Source organism: Ruegeria sp. G2 (genome assembly GCF_056533505.1).
In genome coordinates, this window is the sequence record NZ_JBQFON010000002.1 from 255926 (window position 1) to 272878 (window position 16953).

The window sequence follows — 16953 nt, forward strand, 5'->3', positions numbered from 1 at the left end:
CAAAAAATGCACAATTTCAGATGTGTCTATGAAACTTAAATCACGACCACGCGTTTGCGCCAAACGAATTCGCCGATTCAGGCGCGTTTTTCACCAATCGTCGTGACGCCCAGAATCGACAGTACTTTAGCCTCGATCTGCTCTGCATCCATACCAGCGACCGCGTACATATCCGCCGGGCTGGCCTGATCGATGAAGATATCCGGCAATACCATCGAGCGATACTTCAAACCTTCGTCGAACACGCCCTCATCGGCCAAAAGCTGCGCAACATGACTGCCGAAACCGCCAACTGCGCCTTCCTCGATCGTGATCAGCGCCTCGTGGTTCGCGGCCAGATCAAGGATCAAATCCCGATCCAGAGGCTTGGCAAAGCGCGCATCGGCGATGGTGGGGGTGATCCCGCGCGCTGACAGCGCCTCGGCTGCCTTCTGCACCTCGGCCAGTCGCGTCCCGAAGGACAACAGCGCGACGCGGGCACCTTTCTGGATCATGCGGCCTTTACCGATCTCCAACACCTCGCCACGTTCAGGCAGGTCAACGCCCACCCCTTCGCCGCGAGGATAGCGGAAGGCGATCGGACCATCATCATAAGCGACGGCAGTGGCAACCATGTGCATCAACTCAGCCTCATCCGCGGCGGCCATGACAACCATGCCCGGAAGGTTGGCCAAGTAAGCAATATCAAACGATCCCGCATGGGTCGCGCCGTCGGCTCCGACCAAACCAGCACGGTCGACTGCAAAGCGCACCGGCAAGCGTTGGATGGCTACGTCATGTACCACCTGATCGTAGCCACGCTGCAGGAAAGTGGAATACATTGCACAGAACGGCTTCATCCCGCCGGCGGCCAGCGCAGCCGAGAATGTCACACCATGCTGTTCGGCAATCGCCACATCAAAACACCGCGAAGGGTAGCGCTCAGCAAACAGGTTCAGCCCAGTCCCATCCGGCATTGCAGCGGTGACCGCGACGATCTTGTCATCCCGCGCCGCTTCCTCGACCAGTGTCTTGCCAAAGACCGAGGTGTAAGATGGCGCGTTGGATGGTGCCTTTTTCTGCTCACCCGTCACTACGTTGAACTTCGCGGTTGCATGACCCTTGTCGCGCGCCTGTTCGGCAGGGGCATAACCCTTGCCCTTTTTGGTCAATACGTGGATCAGGATCGGTCCTGTCGCTTTGGCCTTGACCGCACGCAGGACCGGCAACAACTGGTCCAGATCATGCCCGTCGATGGGGCCGAGGTAAGAAAAGCCCAATTCTTCAAACAACGTCCCGCCCATGGCCATGCCTTTTAGCATGTCCTTGGCGCGCTTTGCCCCCTCGCGAAAAGGTTCAGGCAATAGGGATACTGCGCCCTTGGCGGCTGCTTTCAGATCGTGGAACGGCTCTTCGGCATAGATGCGCGACAGGTAGTTGGACAGAGCACCCACGGGTGGCGCAATGCTCATCTCGTTGTCGTTCAGGATCACGATCAGGCGTTTCTTCAGATGCCCTGCATTGTTCATCGCCTCAAATGCCATGCCCGCAGACATCGAGCCATCGCCGATCACAGCAATCGCATCGCCGAGACCTTCGGGCGTCACACCGCCCAGATCACGGGCCACTGCAAACCCCAGCGCGGCGCTGATCGAAGTGCTGGAATGGGCCGCGCCAAACGGGTCATAAGGGCTTTCGCTGCGCTTGGTGAAGCCGCTCAGCCCGTCTTTCATGCGCAGGGTGCGGATTCGATCTCGGCGCTCGGTCAGAATTTTGTGCGGATAGCACTGGTGACCGACGTCCCAGATGATCTTGTCGCGGGGTGTATCGAACACTGCGTGAAGCGCAGTGGTCAGCTCAATCACGCCCAGTCCCGCGCCCAGATGCCCTCCGGTAACCGATACTGCAGAGATCGTCTCGGCCCGCAATTCATGTGCGACCTGATGCAGTTGCGCATCTGAAAACTGCTTCAGATCCGCTGGGCGGCTCACAAGGTCCAACAAGGGCGTATTCGGGCGGTCAGACATTTGGCGTTCCTGGCTTAGCTGTCCCGGGCAATAACGAAGCGGGCAGCCTGCTTCAAGGTTTCTGCCGCGGGGCCATATTCATCTAACGCAGCACAAGCCTGATCCACAAGCTCAGCGGCACGGGATTTAGCCGCATCCAGACCAAGAAGTGAGACAAAGGTCGCCTTGCCCGCCTCTGCATCCTTCTGCAAGCGCTTTCCTGCCTTTTCGGCATCTCCTTCGACATCCATGATGTCATCCACGATCTGAAAGGCAAGCCCAAGCGCTTGGGCATATTGGCGCAAGGGGGCGGGATCAGCCTGCGCCAGCCGTGCGCCTGCACAGGCGGACCATTCGATCAACGCGCCGGTCTTGCCCACTTGCAGTTGCGTAATCTCATCCAGTGTCAGTGGCTCTGCTGCCGTCTCCGCCGCAATATCCAGCGCCTGACCCAGAACCATACCCTGCGCGCCGCTCGCTTTTGCCAGTGTTAGAGCCAGTTCGGCGCGTATTTCAGCATTTCCGACGTCTGGCCGCACGCAAAGCTCAAACGCAAGTGTCTGCAGCGCATCCCCGGCCAGAACGGCTGTCCCGTCATCCCATTTCACATGGAGTGTGGGGCGACCGCGCCTCAGGTCATCATCATCCATGCAGGGCAGGTCGTCATGAACCAGCGAGTATGCATGCAGCGCTTCGATCCCCGTCGCTGGCCAGATCGCCCGAGCCGCATCGATGCCATGCAACCGAGCACTTTCCAGCACCAGAAACCCTCGCAGACGCTTGCCGCCTTGCGTGGCATAGGTCATCGCGCGGGTCACATCCAGTTCATCCAGCACGCTCAGAACCAGATCAAAATGGCTCTGAATCAGCGCGGCATCCTGTGCCAGCTTTTCACGAAACATTTACTGACCTTCGACAGGCGTCGTCCCGGTTGGCTGGCCATCTGCGTCCAAAGTGATCGCGGCCACCTTTTCCTCGGCGCGCTTCAGCTCATCCTCACAGCGTTTCTTCAACGCGGCACCCCGCTCATACAAAGCGATCGACTGATCCAGCGCCACATCCCCTCGTTCCAGCTGGCCCACCACGGCCTCAAGCTCTTTCATCGCCTGTTCAAAGGTCATCTGTTCGACTGGGGTATCGGTCATTGTGCTGCCTTCATCAATTCTTCCACATGGGCGCGTGTCGCCTCGGCCAATGCGTTCAGATCATACCCGCCTTCCAGAGTCGAGACGATACGCCCATCACACACTTCATCAGCAATCTTGCACAGCTCCGCCGTGATCCAGGCGAAATCACCCGTGGACCAGTTAAGATTTGCCAACGGATCATCCTGATGGGCATCAAACCCGGCGGAGACAACAATTAGTTCTGGCTTGAATGCGCGCAGTCGTGGAAAAGCTTGCGCCTCATAAGCGGCTCGCATCTCCGCTCCGCCTGTGCCCGGTGCCAAAGGAATATTCAAAACCGTCTCATAAGCGCCGGTTTCGTCAGTACGGCCAGAGCCGGGCCATAACGGCATCTGCTGACTGCTGATCACCAGCGCGCGCTTTTCGTCCCACAGCAAATCCTGCGTGCCATTGCCATGATGAACATCGAAATCCACCACTGCCACGCGGTTCAACCCGTGATGATCCAGTGCATGCTTTGCAGCCAACGCGGCATTGCCAAACAGACAGAACCCCATGGCCGTTTCCGTCTCGGCATGGTGGCCTGGCGGTCGTATCGCACAGAACGCATTCGGTGCTTCACCGCCCAGTACCAGATCGACTGCTCGCACCACCGCACCTGCCGCGCGATAGGCCGCATCAACAGATCCTGGAGACATGAATGTATCCCCATCAATCTGCTTGAACCCATCCGAGGGCCTTTGGTCAAGAATATCACTGATATGGCTCTGCGGATGAACTCGTAGCAAATCATCATCCGCCGCCAACGGCGCTGTCACACGCTGCAAATCCAAATCCTCAAGCGCATGAAGGATATGTTCCAACCGCGCCACCCGCTCTGGATGCCCCTCCGGTGTCGCATGGTTCAGGCAATCTGCGTGGGTCAGCAAAGCGGTTTTCATCAGGATCCCATCTTCATCTGGCTAAAAATATCCTCGCCCAAGGCCTAAAAACGCCGCGCAGCGGCTCATCAGTCCGGCGCCAGCATATAGCCCGCACCGCGCACAGTCTGCAGATACCGAGGCTGTTTCGGATCCTGCTCCAGCTTCCGACGCAAGCGGGTGATCTGCACGTCCACCGCACGTTCCTGCGCCTGTCCCTTGTCGCGCCCCAGGTCCTCGACCAGCTTGGCACGGCTAATCGGTTCGCCGGGCTGGGCCGAGAATATCTTCATCAACTGGCTTTCCGTTGCAGTCAGGCGCACTGGATCTTCGCCCTGCCACATCTCGCCCCGTTCGATATCGTAGCGAATTGGTCCAAGATGCAGAATCTTGGCCACCGCGTCCTGCGCGGGCGTTTCCGGCATCCGGCGCAGAATGGCATTGATCCTAAGCAGCAACTCTTTGGGTTCGAACGGCTTGGCCAGATAGTCATCGGCTCCGGCTTCCAAACCAGCAATCCGATGCTCGGTTTCGCCCTTTGCCGTCAGCAACAGGATCGGGGTGGAATGCGTTTCGCGCAAGGCCCGTGTCAGGCTGACGCCATCCTCACCGGGCATCATCACATCCAGCACAATCATATCAAAATCCAACCCTGACAACACCCGCCGCGCATGGGCCGCGTCGCGCGCAGAAGTCACCAAGAACCCGCTGCGCATCAGGAATTTCTTGAGCAGGTCACGAATGCGCTCGTCATCATCGACGATAAGAAGATGGGCGTCCATTTCGCTCATGAAGTCGTATCCCGCAGTTTTGTATATGCACGACGCATATCAGCATCCATCATCGCTTCAAGCACTTTGCGAAACCCGGCCACTGCTTCGGGGCCCGCATCCTTGTAGGCCGCGCGCATCCGGGCGCGCTGGGCGTCGGAGAGTTTGGCCTCTAACGCCTTCCCCTTATCCGTCAGAAATAGGTGGCGTTCACGTTTGTCCACTGTTCCGACTCGGCTTTCGACCAGACCATCTTCGATGAGGCTACGCAGAACGCGGTTCAGCGATTGTTTGGTAACACCCAATATGGCCAGCAGATTGTTGACCGTCGTTCCCGGCGCGCGGTTGATGAAGTGGATGGCCCGGTGATGCGCCCGACCATAGGCCAATTCAGTCAGGATACGATCAGGATCGGCGGTAAAACCGCGATAAGCAAAGAACATGGCCTCAATGCCCTGCCTCAGTTGCTCATCTGTCAGAAACAACAGGCTTTCTCCGCCAAAGACCGGGGCGGGACGGATGTCGGACATGTCGGGCCTCATTACTCGATTTAGTTCGACTTTATGTCAGCCTTATTGACATTCCAAGAGCGCACAGGTATCGAATCGCAGTTTTTGCGCAACATTATGTCCGGAGCGGACCTAAATGACGCAACATTCGGAAATACAGCCCGGCTCAGGAGGTTTCGCATGGCGGGATATGACGATCGCGACGGTGTCATTTGGATGGATGGCGAACTGGTGCCCTGGCGCGAAGCCAATGTGCACATTCTGTCCCACGCGATGCACTATGCGTCCTCCGTGTTTGAGGGTGAGCGCGCCTATAACGGTAAGATCTTCAAAAGCCGCGAACATTCGGAACGCCTGATTGCCTCGGCTGAGGCGCTGGATATGCCGATGCCCTACTCGGTCGATGAGATCGAGGCCGCCAAGGAAGAGGCGCTGAAAGCTAGCGGACTTCAGGATGCTTATGTGCGGGCGCTGGTTTGGCGTGGCTCGGGCGAGGATATGGGTGTCGCTTCCGCCAAGAACCCCGTTCGGATGGCCATCGCTGTTTGGCCTTGGGGTGCCTATTACGGTGACGCCAAGATGCAAGGCGCCAAACTGGACATCGCCGAGTGGAAACGACCCAGCCCAGAAACCATTCCGGTCCATGCCAAGGCGGCGGGTCTTTACATGATCTGTACCATCTCGAAGCATAAGGCCGAAGCCAAAGGCTGCTCAGACGCCTTGTTCATGGATTACAACGGCAACGTGGCCGAAGCGACGGGTGCCAACGTCTTCTTCGTCAAGGATGGTGAAGTGCACACCCCACTGGCCGATTGCTTCCTAAACGGCATCACCCGTCAGACGGTCATCCAGATGCTGAAAGACAAGGGCGTCACTGTCCACGAACGCCGCATCAGACCCGAAGAAATGGCAGATTTCGAACAGTGTTGGCTGACTGGCACAGCGGCCGAAGTCACGCCGGTCGGGCAAATCGGTGACTATACGTTTGAAGTAGGCGAGCTGACCCGCGAAATCGCCGAAGACTACGAAAAGCTGGTCCGCGCGTAAGTTAATACCGCTTTGAACCCCCGCTCAGGCGGGGGTCTTGATTGCAGGTCGTGCAAATTTTTGTGCAGATCGTTCCGAGATATGGACGCCTGCGTGTGAGACCGTATTCTTTATCCATGTTGGATCTTCTCAGCGATATTCTCACCCGCCTGTCTCTTCGTGGTACATTTTACTTTCGCACATCCTTTACCCCTCCGTTCGGGATACAGGTGCCGAGCTACGAGAACGTGGCCCGCTTTCACTTTGTTCAGCGCGGTGAGCTTAAGGTTTACCTGTCTGCAACTGGCGAGACGCTGCGGTTGCGGCAGGGCGACCTGATCTTGATCCCACATGGCGCGTCACACGCGCTGCTGTGCAACGAGGTCAAACCCTATGACGCTCTGCCACTTGAGCAGGTGTTGGATCAGTCCGGCTACACGGGCGACGGTGTGCTGGTCTATGGCGGGGCGGAAGAAGAACGCGATACGCAGCTGATCTGCGGTCATTTCTCGTTTACAGGACCCGCCGGTCGGAAAGGGACTGGGCATATGCTGATCGATCGGCTGCCGCCCTATATTCTGATCGAGAATTACGGGGAGGACGCTGGCACCTGGATTGAGGCGACCCTGCGCATGATCGGATCAGAGGTGTCCGGCGCACGCATTGGCGGCGATTTAATTGCTTTGAAACTGTCTGAAGTGCTGTTTGCGCAAGCAATACGGGCCTATCTGGAACACCAAAGCCCGGATGATGCCGCGCTGGCCGGGTTTGCCGACCCGCGCATCTCGCGGGCGCTGACGGCATTTCATCAGTCCCCCGCACAGGAGTGGAGTGTTGCCTCACTCGCGCGCGAGGCAGCGATGTCGCGCACCGCGTTTGCCCAGCTTTTTGCCCAGAAGATGGGAACAACTCCGATACAATATCTGACAGATTGGCGGATGCAGATAGCCTGTCATGGGTTGACCGAAAACCGCTGGAATGTTGCGGATGCGGCTGCCGAGGTAGGGTATGCCTCTGAGGCCGCGTTTTCGCGCGTGTTCAAGAAGCAGGTTGGCGTATCTCCCGCCGCCTATCGGGCACTGCACTGATCGTTCTTGTATTTCGAACGATCTGCAAAGTTTATCAAACGACCAAGTATACTCCGTTCGGATCGCTGCTCCTATCCTTTAGCCATCACTGATTAAGGAAAGGAAGTTGAAATGTCCCTGCGTTTTGTCACCCGCTCTGTCCATGCGTATCTCGACTACCCGGTTGCGATTGCGCTGATGGTGTTGCCCTTTGTTCTAGGGCTTGGTCAGTCCAACCCCTTGGCGCTCTGGCTGTCCGTGGTTACAGGCGTGGCCGCCTTCGTATTGACCGTTCTGACAGATCATCATCTCGGAATCTGGAGGGTGCTGTCCTACAAGTTCCACCTCGCTGTAGATCTTCTTGTTGGTATTACCTTTCTGATGGCGCCCAGCCTGCTTGGATTTTCCGGCATTGACGCCCTGTTCTACTGGTTGAACGGTGCCGCTGTTGTCGCGGTCATATCGCTTAGTGCGCCCGAAAAAGGTGTTGTTGTCTGACCGAATACCAAATCTGTAAATCATTGATGGGCTGTGCGAATTTCTGCGTGGCCCTCTTCCTTTTTTGGCTCTAATAAGGCGATTTGCCCAAATTGAGCTGGCGATGATGTAATCGAATTTAAGGCTTGAAGTTTCCGATAAAAACAATCAGATATAATGCAACGCCAGATTTTGATATCAAGCTCCAGGTTCTGGGGCGATCTGTAGGCTCAGCTTGTGCAGATGTGAAGGCCTGCCATCGCCCCGGAAACGACCACAAAGAGGCTGCGATTGCGCGAACGTTTCGAAGAATTGATGGGCGATCCCTGTTGCGCGTCATGTGATTGCGATGCGCTGACCTCAGATGTCGCCGCTTATCTTGATCACAAGACCTGTGATGCCGAACGTTGTCGTAAGCTCGAGGAACACCCCGTCGTGACACCTGAGCCTGTCAGGCGCGCATCACTGCGCGCGCTGAATGAAGGGGAAGTGCGGGTTTAGAAATCCACACCCCGCTGGGCTTTGATACCGGCCTGAAACGGGTGCTTCTCTTCGGTCATCTCGGTCACCAGATCCGCATATTCGCGCAAAGCTTGGGGTGCATCCCGGCCTGTCAGGAATACGTTGGTTTTGTCCGAACGGGCTTTAAGCCCCTCAATAACAGTCTCTACTGAGAGGTATTCGTAGCGCAGCGCGATATTGATCTCGTCCAAAACAACAAGATCATAGTCTCCGCTTTTCATCAGATCACACGCCTTACCAAAGGCTGCCGTCGCGGCGGCAATGTCACGTTCTCGGTCTTGCGTATCCCAGGTGAAGCCTTCACCCATTGTATGCCAGGTGACCAGATCACGCTCTTCAAAGAACCTGCGCTCACCCGTCTTCCATTTGCCTTTGATGAACTGAACCACGGCCACTTTCTGACCCCAACCCAAGGCGCGAATTACTACACCAAATGCGGCCGAGGACTTGCCCTTGCCCTTGCCGGTGTTGATCAGCACCAGCCCCCGACCGGGATCAACCGCTTCCGAGACTTTCTTGCGGTGCTTCGCCTGCACCTCTTGCATTTTTTCTTTGTGGTTTTGTGCGTCGCTCATCGGGAAACCTCATGGGAGTGTCGCGCACCAAACTAGGGGAAGTTTGCGAAAGGTAAAGTCACGCTTTGGGGTCGGTTACAGACCGCGCCTTGGTCCGATCGAGTCCAAGTTGGCGTTCGCGTAGGATGACTACGACATTGCCGGCAATCACCAGCGCCGCACCACCCAGCATCACCAGGGTAGGAAGCTCATCAAACCAGATATAGCCGATGATGATGGCAAACAGCATCGTCGTATAATCGTAAGGTGCCAACATCGAGGCTTGACCGAACTTGTACGAGGATGTCACGAGAATCTGCGCCACTCCGCCGATCAAGCCCATTGTCACCAGCAATGCGGCTTGTTCCCAGCTTGGGACAACCCAGCCCCAAAACACCGATAGGCTTGAAAGCAAAGTTGCGGTGAGCGAAAAGTAGAACACAATCGCAGCTGGATGATCCACCTGCACAAGTTGCCGAATGTGTATCTGAACAAAAGCGCGCGCGACGGTAGCCGCCAATACACAGAGTGCGCCGATCATTGCGGCGGATTCAGCAGTACCCGAGCCCAGGCGTGGCCAGATCATTATCAGAACGCCGACAAGACCAAGCGCAACGGCACCGATGCGGATTATTCGTATCCGTTCACCCAACATGATTGCGGCCAGGATCAGCGTGAAGATAGGGGTGGCATAGCCGATGGCCGTGACCTCGGGCAAAGGCAGCAGGCTAAGTCCGGTAAAGGTCAACCCCATGGCCGACGTGCCCAATACACCGCGCCAGAAATGGCCCATAGGCTTCTTTACGATGAAACCTTGCGTCAGCTCTCCGCGCCATGACAACCAAGCAATGATGACCGGAATGGCGAAGAGCGAGCGGAAAAACACCATTTCGCCCGGAGGGAAATCATCTGACAGCGCCTTGACCAAGGCGGACATTACTGTGAACAGCACCAGCGCACTGAGTTTCAGCGCCACGGCTAATGCCGGACGATGCGATGTTAAGGATTTCGCCATGGCGCGAACCTGCGCTTTCGCGCGCAAAAGATCAACGATGGGATTGTACCAATCAGACAGATTTCCAGTTGATTGGGAGTGGGTGCCCGATTTCTTCCGAGAATATCTCAAGAAACCCGAGCATTTGAGTAACCCGCTTGTGCGCTAAATCACGTCCGCCATCAGTCACCATTTCAGCTGGCAGATTCAGCAGCTTGGTCTTCCAATGGTCAATTGCAAATTTCTGATCATCCAAGACGCGGTCTTCGGCGAAGGGATCGGCGATATCATATAACGCCCGCCCCAACGCTCCCGACACGGCGAAGGTGCGGGCAATCCCGATCGCGCCAAGTGCGTCCAGTCGATCCGCATCCCGCAGGATACATGCCTCGGGCGATTCAGGAGGGATGTTGGCGGAGTAGCTGTGCGCAGCAATGGCGTGTTGCGTGGCGCAAATTTCCGAAGCCGCAAAGCCAAGTTCTGCAAGAATAGGCTCTGATTCAGTGGCCGATTGTTGCGACGCCAGATGCCGGTTGGGATCGTCCTTGGGCAGATTGACCAGATCATGCAGATAACAGGCGGCGAGCAATACACGCTGGTTGGTGCGCTGGTCAGCAATAGTCTGAGCGATTAACCAAACCCGATCCAGATGCGCCAGATCATGCGCTGGATCGGTCAGCATTCGCTGCGTGACGACCGCCCGAAGCGCCGCGCGATGATCAGCCAATCCGTCCACGGTTCTCGCCGATCTGGCCGCGATGTAGAAGCAAGTGATCGAGGATTACACAGGCCATCATCGCCTCACCCACCGGCACGGCGCGGATGCCAACGCAGGGATCGTGGCGTCCTTTGGTAATGATCTCGGTCTCTTCACCGGATTTGGTGATGGATTTGCGAGTGGTCAAGATCGACGAGGTCGGCTTGACCGCAAAACGCACGACGACGTCCTGCCCGGTGGAAATGCCGCCCAAAATGCCACCTGCATGGTTCGAGCTGTATTGCGGGCCGTTCTGACCCATAAAGATTTCATCAGCGTTGGCTTCGCCGGTCAGTTCTGCTGCCGCCATACCCTCGCCAATCTCGACGCCTTTTACGGCGTTGATCGACATCATGGCAGCGGCCAGATCAGTGTCTAACTTTGCGTATATTGGTGCGCCCAGCCCCGCAGGGACGCCACGTGCCACGACCTCAACTACCGCGCCGACCGAGTTTCCGGACCTGCGCAGATCATCAAGATAGACCGCCCAATCCTCGGCAGATTTAGCGTCCGGTGTCCAGAACGGGTTTTGTTCGATCTGCGACCAGTCGAAATTGGCACGGTCGATTTTGTGCGGGCCGATCTGCGTCATATAACCGGTGATCTGCACATTCGGGGCGATCTGCTTGATCGCCTCGCGCGCCAACCCTCCAGCGGCGACACGCGAAGCCGTTTCCCGGGCCGAGCTGCGTCCGCCACCGCGATAATCGCGAATACCGTATTTCTGCCAGTAAGTAATATCAGCGTGACCAGGGCGGAACTTGTCCATGATGTCGCCGTAGTCTTTCGAGCGCTGATCGGTGTTCTCGATCATCAATTGTACAGGCGTGCCGGTGGTCTGGCCTTCGAAAACACCGGACAGAATTTTGACCTGATCGGGCTCGCGTCGCTGGGTCGTAAACTTGTTCTGCCCTGGTTTGCGCTTGTCCAGCCAGTGCTGGATCATAGTCTCATTGATTTGCACACCTGGTGGGCAGCCGTCGACGGTGGCCCCCAATGCAGGGCCGTGACTTTCACCCCAGGTGGTGACTCGGAAGAGGTGTCCAAAGCTGTTCATCGACATGGGGCGTGCTCCTTTGCGGAACGTGATTAGCGGGCGCGGGGCTTGGCCTCAAGCGGATTTGCGGTCGAGGGTGACCCCGACCGCTTGCTGTCAGGCTGCAGCAGCGATGTGCGCGCGGGTCTCGGTGACCTTTAGGGCCGCCTGTGCGGCTTCGCGCCCTTTTTGCACAAAGTGCTCGCGGTAGATGGCGTTGTGATGATCGGTTTCCTGAAATTGATGCGGCGTCAGCGAGACCGACAGCACTGGGACACCGGTATCCATACCGGCGCGCATCAAACCATCAACCACGGCCTGAGCAACAAAATCGTGCCGGTATATGCCCCCATCTACCACAAAGGCTGCACAGGCTATGGCTGCGTATTGACCGGTTTGAGCCAGATCGCGGGCAATCAAAGGCATTTCAAACGCGCCGGGGACGTCAAATATATCGACCTGTTCGGCGGGGATGAGTTGCAAGAACCCATCAAGGGCGCGATCCACGATATCAGAATGCCAATTGGCTTTGACGAAAGCATAGCGGGTGTGTGTCATCATGATCTCCTTAGCAAACAGACACTTCACCCAAGGCGATCACGAGCGGGCACACCGCATTACCGGCGTGCTGCACGTTCTCTTTCATCCGGACTGTAACCGTCGGCTCTGGCCTCTCACCAGATCTGCTGACACCCCGAAGGTCGGGGCCGCTCGCGGGCTTACGGGTCGAGCCCGCATACCGCCGGTGGGGAATTTCGCCCCGCCCTGAGAACGAGGTGGACCTTGCCAATTCGATACTGGTTCTGCAAGAGAAATTGGACGGAGGACCTAAATGCATCCTAACCCTGCCTTTCGCAACGAGGCGCGTGCGCGTCATATCGATTTTGCCCGAGAGCGCGCCTTTGGCGTTCTGGCGGTCTCGACACAAGAAGCTCCGTTGCTGAGCCACGTTCCATTCCTGCTGAGCGAAGATGCCGGATGGGCGGATCTGCATCTGGTGCGGTCAAACCCGATCGTTCGTGCATTGAAGCAGCCGCAATCTGCGCGGATCGCCGTTTCAGGGCCTGATGGGTACATCTCGCCTGATTGGTATGGCGTCCATGATCAGGTCCCGACCTGGAACTATGTTGCGGTGCATCTGACCGGCGTGCTTGAGATGCGCCCCGTGGAAGAGTTGCGAGGCCTGCTGGACCGACAGGCCGCTGATTTCGAGAATCGCCTGTTGCCTAAGCCTCCATGGCTGGCGTCGAAGATGACACCAGATGCGTTGGATCGAATGATGCGGATGATTGTGCCATGCCGACTTACGGTCTCGGACATTGATGGCACTTGGAAACTTAACCAGAATAAGCCCGACGTTGCGCGCCAACGTGCCGCTGATCACGTCCAATCTGCTGGGATTGGGGCTGAGGTCGGGTCATTGGCCTCACTCATGCGCGAGGCCAAAATTTAAAAATCACCTAGTTTACTGAGTAGTGAATGTGGCGAGATAGGCAGCTATGTGATCCGCTCCTTTCTTAAGCTTCACGCTCATATTCGGGCGGGCGGTTTCATCATTCAGATATTCTTTGATGAAGTTGATCGGGTCTTGTGAATAGGCGGCGATGTTTTCTTCGGTCCATACCAGCCCTTCTTTCCCGGCACGGATCATGTCATCGGTAAACATACCAATGGGCAGACGCTCGCTTCCGTTCAGATAGTCGTTTTCAGTCCCGGCCACGCGACCAACCACGCCATAGAGATTCGGCCCCGTGATTCCGCCTTTAACCAAAACTTCGCCATCTTTGATGATCGCGTGGCAGGATGAACATCGGTTATAGAGTTGCTCGCCTTTTGCGGGGTCTCCGGCAGCAATCGCTCGTGCTGTAGTCAGAATCGTAAAAAGACACGCAGTTACGGCAATTTTTGGCATTGGAATTCTCCGGCTACTTGGTGATTTCCTTCGGCCTTTCGCGTATTCCTACAATGAGTGCAATCGGAATTCGATATTCTGCTATATCTTTGAAATATCTATTTTAAATTAACAATTTAATCTCATCATGTTCGCGTTAACTTGGAAAATATCGTGGCAAAACTCTGGCAAATTCAGTGTCATTTCGACGATCTTAAGAGGGAGTGAAGGTGGATAAACCCGGATGCGCCAATCCGCAGGCCAGCCCCGAATCACACCACATGTCCACCGGGCCTAGTGGCTGCCCAGAAGACTAAAATCTGCATTTGATATTGAAATTTTACCCTTTCACCGTGACATGATTGCTTAGATGCGGCGTATTGCGCGTTTAAGAGCGCTGGACGAACTCTATTCTCCCCGATAGATACCCCCTTTAAGACGCCGCAGTTCATGCGGTGCGCGAGCTATATGCCCGTTCGCGGGCGCCAGACAATTCGGAGATAACCTCGTGTCCCACGCTGAAGACCACGAAGGCACCCGCAGAGATTTTCTGTACTACGTCGCTGGCGGCGCAGGTGTCGTTGCGACGGGGGCTGCCGTTTGGCCCCTGGTAAATCAAATGAATCCCTCGGCAGACGTTCAGGCGCTGTCCTCGATCCGTGTTGACGTCAGCGGGGTTGAGACGGGCACGCAGCTGACCGTGAAGTGGTTGGGCAAACCTGTTTTCATCCGCCACCGAACTGGTGCCGAGATCCAGGAAGCCAAAGAGCAGGACGCCGAAGGCGTGGATGCTCTGCCTGATCCGCTGGCGCGTAACTTCAATATTGCAGCCGATGCACCGGCAACTGACGCCAACCGCGTCATGCCGTCGCCCGAAGGCGAAGCGCCGGGTGCATGGATCGTTCAGATGGGCGTCTGTACTCACCTTGGATGTGTGCCGCTGGGCGATGCCGGTGATTTCGGCGGCTGGTTCTGCCCCTGCCACGGTTCGCACTACGATCTGGCCGGCCGTATCCGTAAGGGCCCCGCGCCCGAGAACCTGCCTGTCCCGCCCGCTGAATGGGTGGACAACAGCACAATCAAACTCGGCTAAGGGAGACCCAACTTATGTCCGGAATTCCCCACGATCATTACGAGCCGAAGACAAGCGGCGAAAAGTGGCTGAACAGCCGCCTGCCGATTGTCGGCCTGCTGTATGATACCCTGATGATCCCGACCCCAAAGAACCTGAACTGGATGTGGATTTGGGGTATCGTTCTGACGTTCTGTCTGGCGCTGCAAATCGTCACCGGCATCGTTCTGGTGATGCACTATACTCCGCATGTTGATCTGGCCTTTGCCAGCATCGAACACATCATGCGCAACGTGAATGGCGGCTATATGCTGCGGTATCTGCACATGAATGGCGCCTCGTTGTTCTTTGTCGCGGTTTACATTCACATCTTCCGTGGCCTGTTCTACGGCTCGTACAAAGCCCCGCGTGAGATCACGTGGATCATCGGCATGCTGATCTACCTGATGATGATGGGCACTGCCTTCATGGGCTACGTTCTGCCCTGGGGTCAGATGTCCTTCTGGGGTGCGACTGTGATCACTGGCCTGTTTGGCGCGATCCCGTTTGTGGGTGACGCGATTCAGACCTGGCTGCTGGGCGGACCTGCGGTGGACAACGCCACTCTGAACCGTTTCTTCTCGCTGCACTACCTGCTGCCTTTCGTTATCGCAGCCCTGGTCATCGTGCATATCTGGGCCTTCCACACCACTGGCAACAACAACCCTACGGGTGTTGAAGTGCGCCGTGGTTCGAAAGCCGAGGCCGAGAAAGACACGCTGCCGTTCTGGCCCTATTTCGTGATCAAGGACCTGTTCGCTCTGGCGGTTATTCTTGTCGTGTTCTGGGCCATCGTTGGCTACATGCCGAACTATCTGGGCCACCCGGATAACTACATCGAAGCCAACCCGCTGGTCACACCTGCGCACATCGTTCCTGAATGGTACTTCCTGCCGTTCTACGCGATCCTGCGTGCCTTCACCGGCGAGGTCTGGGTCGTTCAGTTTGCCAGCTTCATCACCGGCGGCATCATCGACGCCAAGTTCTTTGGTGTTCTGGCGATGTTCGGTGCGATCTTGGCAATGGCTCTCGCGCCTTGGCTGGACACATCGACCGTGCGTTCGGGCAAATACCGCCCGATGTTCAAATGGTGGTTCTACCTGCTGGTCATCGACTTCTTTGCCCTGATGTGGCTGGGGGCGATGCCCGCGGAAGAACCCTATGCGACCTTCTCGCTTATCGCGTCCGCCTACTGGTTCGCATATTTCTTCGTGATCCTGCCGATCCTTGGCGTGATCGAGAAACCTCTGGCACAGCCGGAAACCATCGAAGAAGACTTCAACGCGCATTATGGCAAGGCTGACGCCGACGCCACGCCGGCCGAGTAAGAAGAGGGACCGGAAACATGTTCAAGAAACTTGCAATCGGTGCCGCGTTCGCTCTGGCCCTTGCGCCCGCCTCGACCTTTGCGGCAGGTGGCGGTGAGCAGCACATCGAAGACTTCGACTTCTCGTTCGAGGGACCGTTTGGAACCTGGGATCAGAACCAGCTTCAGCGCGGCCTGCAGATCTATACCGAGGTCTGCGCGGCCTGCCATGGTCTGCAATACATACCGCTGCGGACGCTTGAGGATCTGGGATATTCGGAAGAACAGGTCATCACCTATGCGGCCGATAATTTCGAAGTGTTCGATCCCGAGCTGGACGATTTCCGCCCGGCAATCCCGACCGACCACTTCCCGGCCAATACTGGCGTTGGCGCACCGGACCTGAGCTTGATGGCGAAGGCCCGTGCCGGATTCCATGGCCCATACGGCCTGGGGATTAACCAACTGGTCAAAGGCATGGGTGGTGCGGAATATATCGCATCATTGCTTGACGGCTATACCGGCGAAGAGAAGGAAGAGGCGGGCACGGTTCTTTATGAGAACAAGGCCTTCCCGGGTGGCTGGATCTCGATGGCACCGCCATTGGCCGAAGATCAGGTTGAATTCGCGGATGGTCATTCAGCAACGGTCGAAGCCATGTCGGAAGACGTTGCGGCCTTCCTGATGTGGACCGCTGAGCCAAAGATGATGGACCGCAAGAATGCCGGGTTCGTTGGTGTTCTGTTCCTGACGGTTCTGTCTGTGCTGCTTTATCTGGTGAACAAGCGATTGTGGGCACCCCACAAGGGCAAGATCCGCAAGGACTAATATCCAACCGGATTGTCTAATCAAGAACCCCGCACCTTTTGGTCGCGGGGTTTCTTCTTTGGTGCCTACTGGA

20 protein-coding genes and 1 riboswitch are annotated in these 16953 nt (G+C 56.7%); of the genes, 8 read left to right on the forward strand and 12 right to left on the reverse strand.

Annotated features, from left to right (window positions below; all coding sequences use genetic code 11):
* Positions 1 to 77: 77 nt before the first annotated feature.
* From dxs to ACR0DU_RS05900, 6 genes are all read right to left on the reverse strand, one after another.
* Complete coding sequence (gene dxs, locus ACR0DU_RS05875; RefSeq protein ID WP_480873005.1) at positions 78 to 2006, reverse strand: 1-deoxy-D-xylulose-5-phosphate synthase; 1929 nt, start codon at positions 2004 to 2006, stop codon at positions 78 to 80.
* A 14-nt stretch (positions 2007 to 2020) separates the two neighbouring features.
* Positions 2021 to 2887 carry a polyprenyl synthetase family protein gene (locus ACR0DU_RS05880; RefSeq protein ID WP_480873008.1) on the reverse strand — a complete coding sequence of 289 codons (867 nt, stop codon included), beginning with the start codon at positions 2885 to 2887 and terminating at the stop codon, positions 2021 to 2023.
* Entirely contained in the window at positions 2888 to 3130 is a 243-nt protein-coding gene (locus ACR0DU_RS05885) for an exodeoxyribonuclease VII small subunit (RefSeq protein WP_010443127.1), read from the reverse strand.
* On the reverse strand, positions 3127 to 4053 hold the full coding sequence (locus ACR0DU_RS05890) for a histone deacetylase family protein (RefSeq protein WP_480873010.1): 927 nt from the start codon (positions 4051 to 4053) through the stop codon (positions 3127 to 3129). The genes ACR0DU_RS05885 and ACR0DU_RS05890 overlap by 4 nt, the downstream gene beginning before the upstream one ends.
* Positions 4054 to 4121: 68 nt before the next feature.
* A complete protein-coding gene (locus ACR0DU_RS05895) occupies positions 4122 to 4823 on the reverse strand; it encodes a response regulator (RefSeq protein WP_319545902.1) in 702 nt (233 codons plus the stop codon).
* Complete coding sequence (locus tag ACR0DU_RS05900) at positions 4820 to 5332, reverse strand: MarR family winged helix-turn-helix transcriptional regulator (protein ID WP_010443130.1); 513 nt, start codon at positions 5330 to 5332, stop codon at positions 4820 to 4822. The genes ACR0DU_RS05895 and ACR0DU_RS05900 overlap by 4 nt, the downstream gene beginning before the upstream one ends.
* A 159-nt stretch (positions 5333 to 5491) precedes the next feature.
* Here ACR0DU_RS05900 and ACR0DU_RS05905 point away from each other — a divergent pair, with 159 nt between their 5' ends.
* From ACR0DU_RS05905 to ACR0DU_RS05920, 4 genes are all read left to right on the forward strand, one after another.
* A complete protein-coding gene (locus ACR0DU_RS05905; protein ID WP_010443131.1) occupies positions 5492 to 6358 on the forward strand; it encodes a branched-chain amino acid aminotransferase in 867 nt (288 codons plus the stop codon).
* Between the two features lie 116 nt (positions 6359 to 6474).
* The gene (locus tag ACR0DU_RS05910; RefSeq protein WP_480654935.1) at positions 6475 to 7425 is read left to right on the forward strand and encodes an AraC family transcriptional regulator; all 951 of its coding nucleotides are present in this window, start codon (positions 6475 to 6477) and stop codon (positions 7423 to 7425) included.
* A 111-nt stretch (positions 7426 to 7536) separates the two neighbouring features.
* The gene (locus tag ACR0DU_RS05915) at positions 7537 to 7902 is read left to right on the forward strand and encodes an SPW repeat domain-containing protein (RefSeq protein ID WP_480873013.1); all 366 of its coding nucleotides are present in this window, start codon (positions 7537 to 7539) and stop codon (positions 7900 to 7902) included.
* Positions 7903 to 8172: 270 nt separating this feature from the next.
* Complete coding sequence (locus tag ACR0DU_RS05920) at positions 8173 to 8382, forward strand: hypothetical protein (RefSeq protein WP_010443134.1); 210 nt, start codon at positions 8173 to 8175, stop codon at positions 8380 to 8382.
* Here ACR0DU_RS05920 and cobO read toward each other — a convergent pair.
* The 5 genes from cobO to ACR0DU_RS05945 form a co-directional block, all read right to left on the reverse strand.
* Complete coding sequence (gene cobO / locus ACR0DU_RS05925) at positions 8379 to 8978, reverse strand: cob(I)yrinic acid a,c-diamide adenosyltransferase (protein WP_480873016.1); 600 nt, start codon at positions 8976 to 8978, stop codon at positions 8379 to 8381. The two genes, ACR0DU_RS05920 and cobO, sit on opposite strands and share 4 nt — an antisense overlap.
* Positions 8979 to 9036: 58 nt before the next feature.
* Complete coding sequence (locus tag ACR0DU_RS05930; RefSeq protein WP_480455975.1) at positions 9037 to 9972, reverse strand: DMT family transporter; 936 nt, start codon at positions 9970 to 9972, stop codon at positions 9037 to 9039.
* Between the two features lie 52 nt (positions 9973 to 10024).
* On the reverse strand, positions 10025 to 10687 hold the full coding sequence (locus ACR0DU_RS05935) for an HD domain-containing protein (RefSeq protein WP_480873019.1): 663 nt from the start codon (positions 10685 to 10687) through the stop codon (positions 10025 to 10027).
* Positions 10671 to 11771, reverse strand: coding sequence for a chorismate synthase (aroC, locus tag ACR0DU_RS05940; RefSeq protein WP_480873022.1), 1101 nt, complete (start codon positions 11769 to 11771; stop codon positions 10671 to 10673). The genes ACR0DU_RS05935 and aroC overlap by 17 nt, the downstream gene beginning before the upstream one ends.
* A gap of 90 nt (positions 11772 to 11861) precedes the next feature.
* Entirely contained in the window at positions 11862 to 12302 is a 441-nt protein-coding gene (locus tag ACR0DU_RS05945; RefSeq protein ID WP_480873025.1) for a 6,7-dimethyl-8-ribityllumazine synthase, read from the reverse strand.
* Between the two features lie 72 nt (positions 12303 to 12374).
* Positions 12375 to 12521, reverse strand: a riboswitch (FMN riboswitch).
* A 55-nt stretch (positions 12522 to 12576) separates the two neighbouring features.
* Between ACR0DU_RS05945 and ACR0DU_RS05950 the strand changes: the two genes are divergently transcribed.
* Entirely contained in the window at positions 12577 to 13197 is a 621-nt protein-coding gene (locus ACR0DU_RS05950; protein WP_480873027.1) for an FMN-binding negative transcriptional regulator, read from the forward strand.
* A gap of 12 nt (positions 13198 to 13209) precedes the next feature.
* Here ACR0DU_RS05950 and ACR0DU_RS05955 read toward each other — a convergent pair whose 3' ends face one another.
* Complete coding sequence (locus ACR0DU_RS05955; protein WP_480873029.1) at positions 13210 to 13656, reverse strand: c-type cytochrome; 447 nt, start codon at positions 13654 to 13656, stop codon at positions 13210 to 13212.
* A 487-nt stretch (positions 13657 to 14143) separates the two neighbouring features.
* Between ACR0DU_RS05955 and petA the strand changes: the two genes are divergently transcribed.
* Genes petA through ACR0DU_RS05970 form a run of 3 tightly spaced genes read left to right on the forward strand, consistent with a single transcriptional unit; the run spans position 14144 to position 16880 of the window.
* The gene (gene petA, locus ACR0DU_RS05960; protein ID WP_010443142.1) at positions 14144 to 14728 is read left to right on the forward strand and encodes a ubiquinol-cytochrome c reductase iron-sulfur subunit; all 585 of its coding nucleotides are present in this window, start codon (positions 14144 to 14146) and stop codon (positions 14726 to 14728) included.
* Between the two features lie 14 nt (positions 14729 to 14742).
* Complete coding sequence (gene petB / locus ACR0DU_RS05965) at positions 14743 to 16074, forward strand: cytochrome b (RefSeq protein WP_010443143.1); 1332 nt, start codon at positions 14743 to 14745, stop codon at positions 16072 to 16074.
* A gap of 17 nt (positions 16075 to 16091) precedes the next feature.
* Positions 16092 to 16880: a cytochrome c1 gene (locus ACR0DU_RS05970; RefSeq protein WP_480873032.1), complete on the forward strand. Its 789-nt coding sequence runs from the start codon at positions 16092 to 16094 to the stop codon at positions 16878 to 16880.
* Positions 16881 to 16953: the final 73 nt, after the last annotated feature.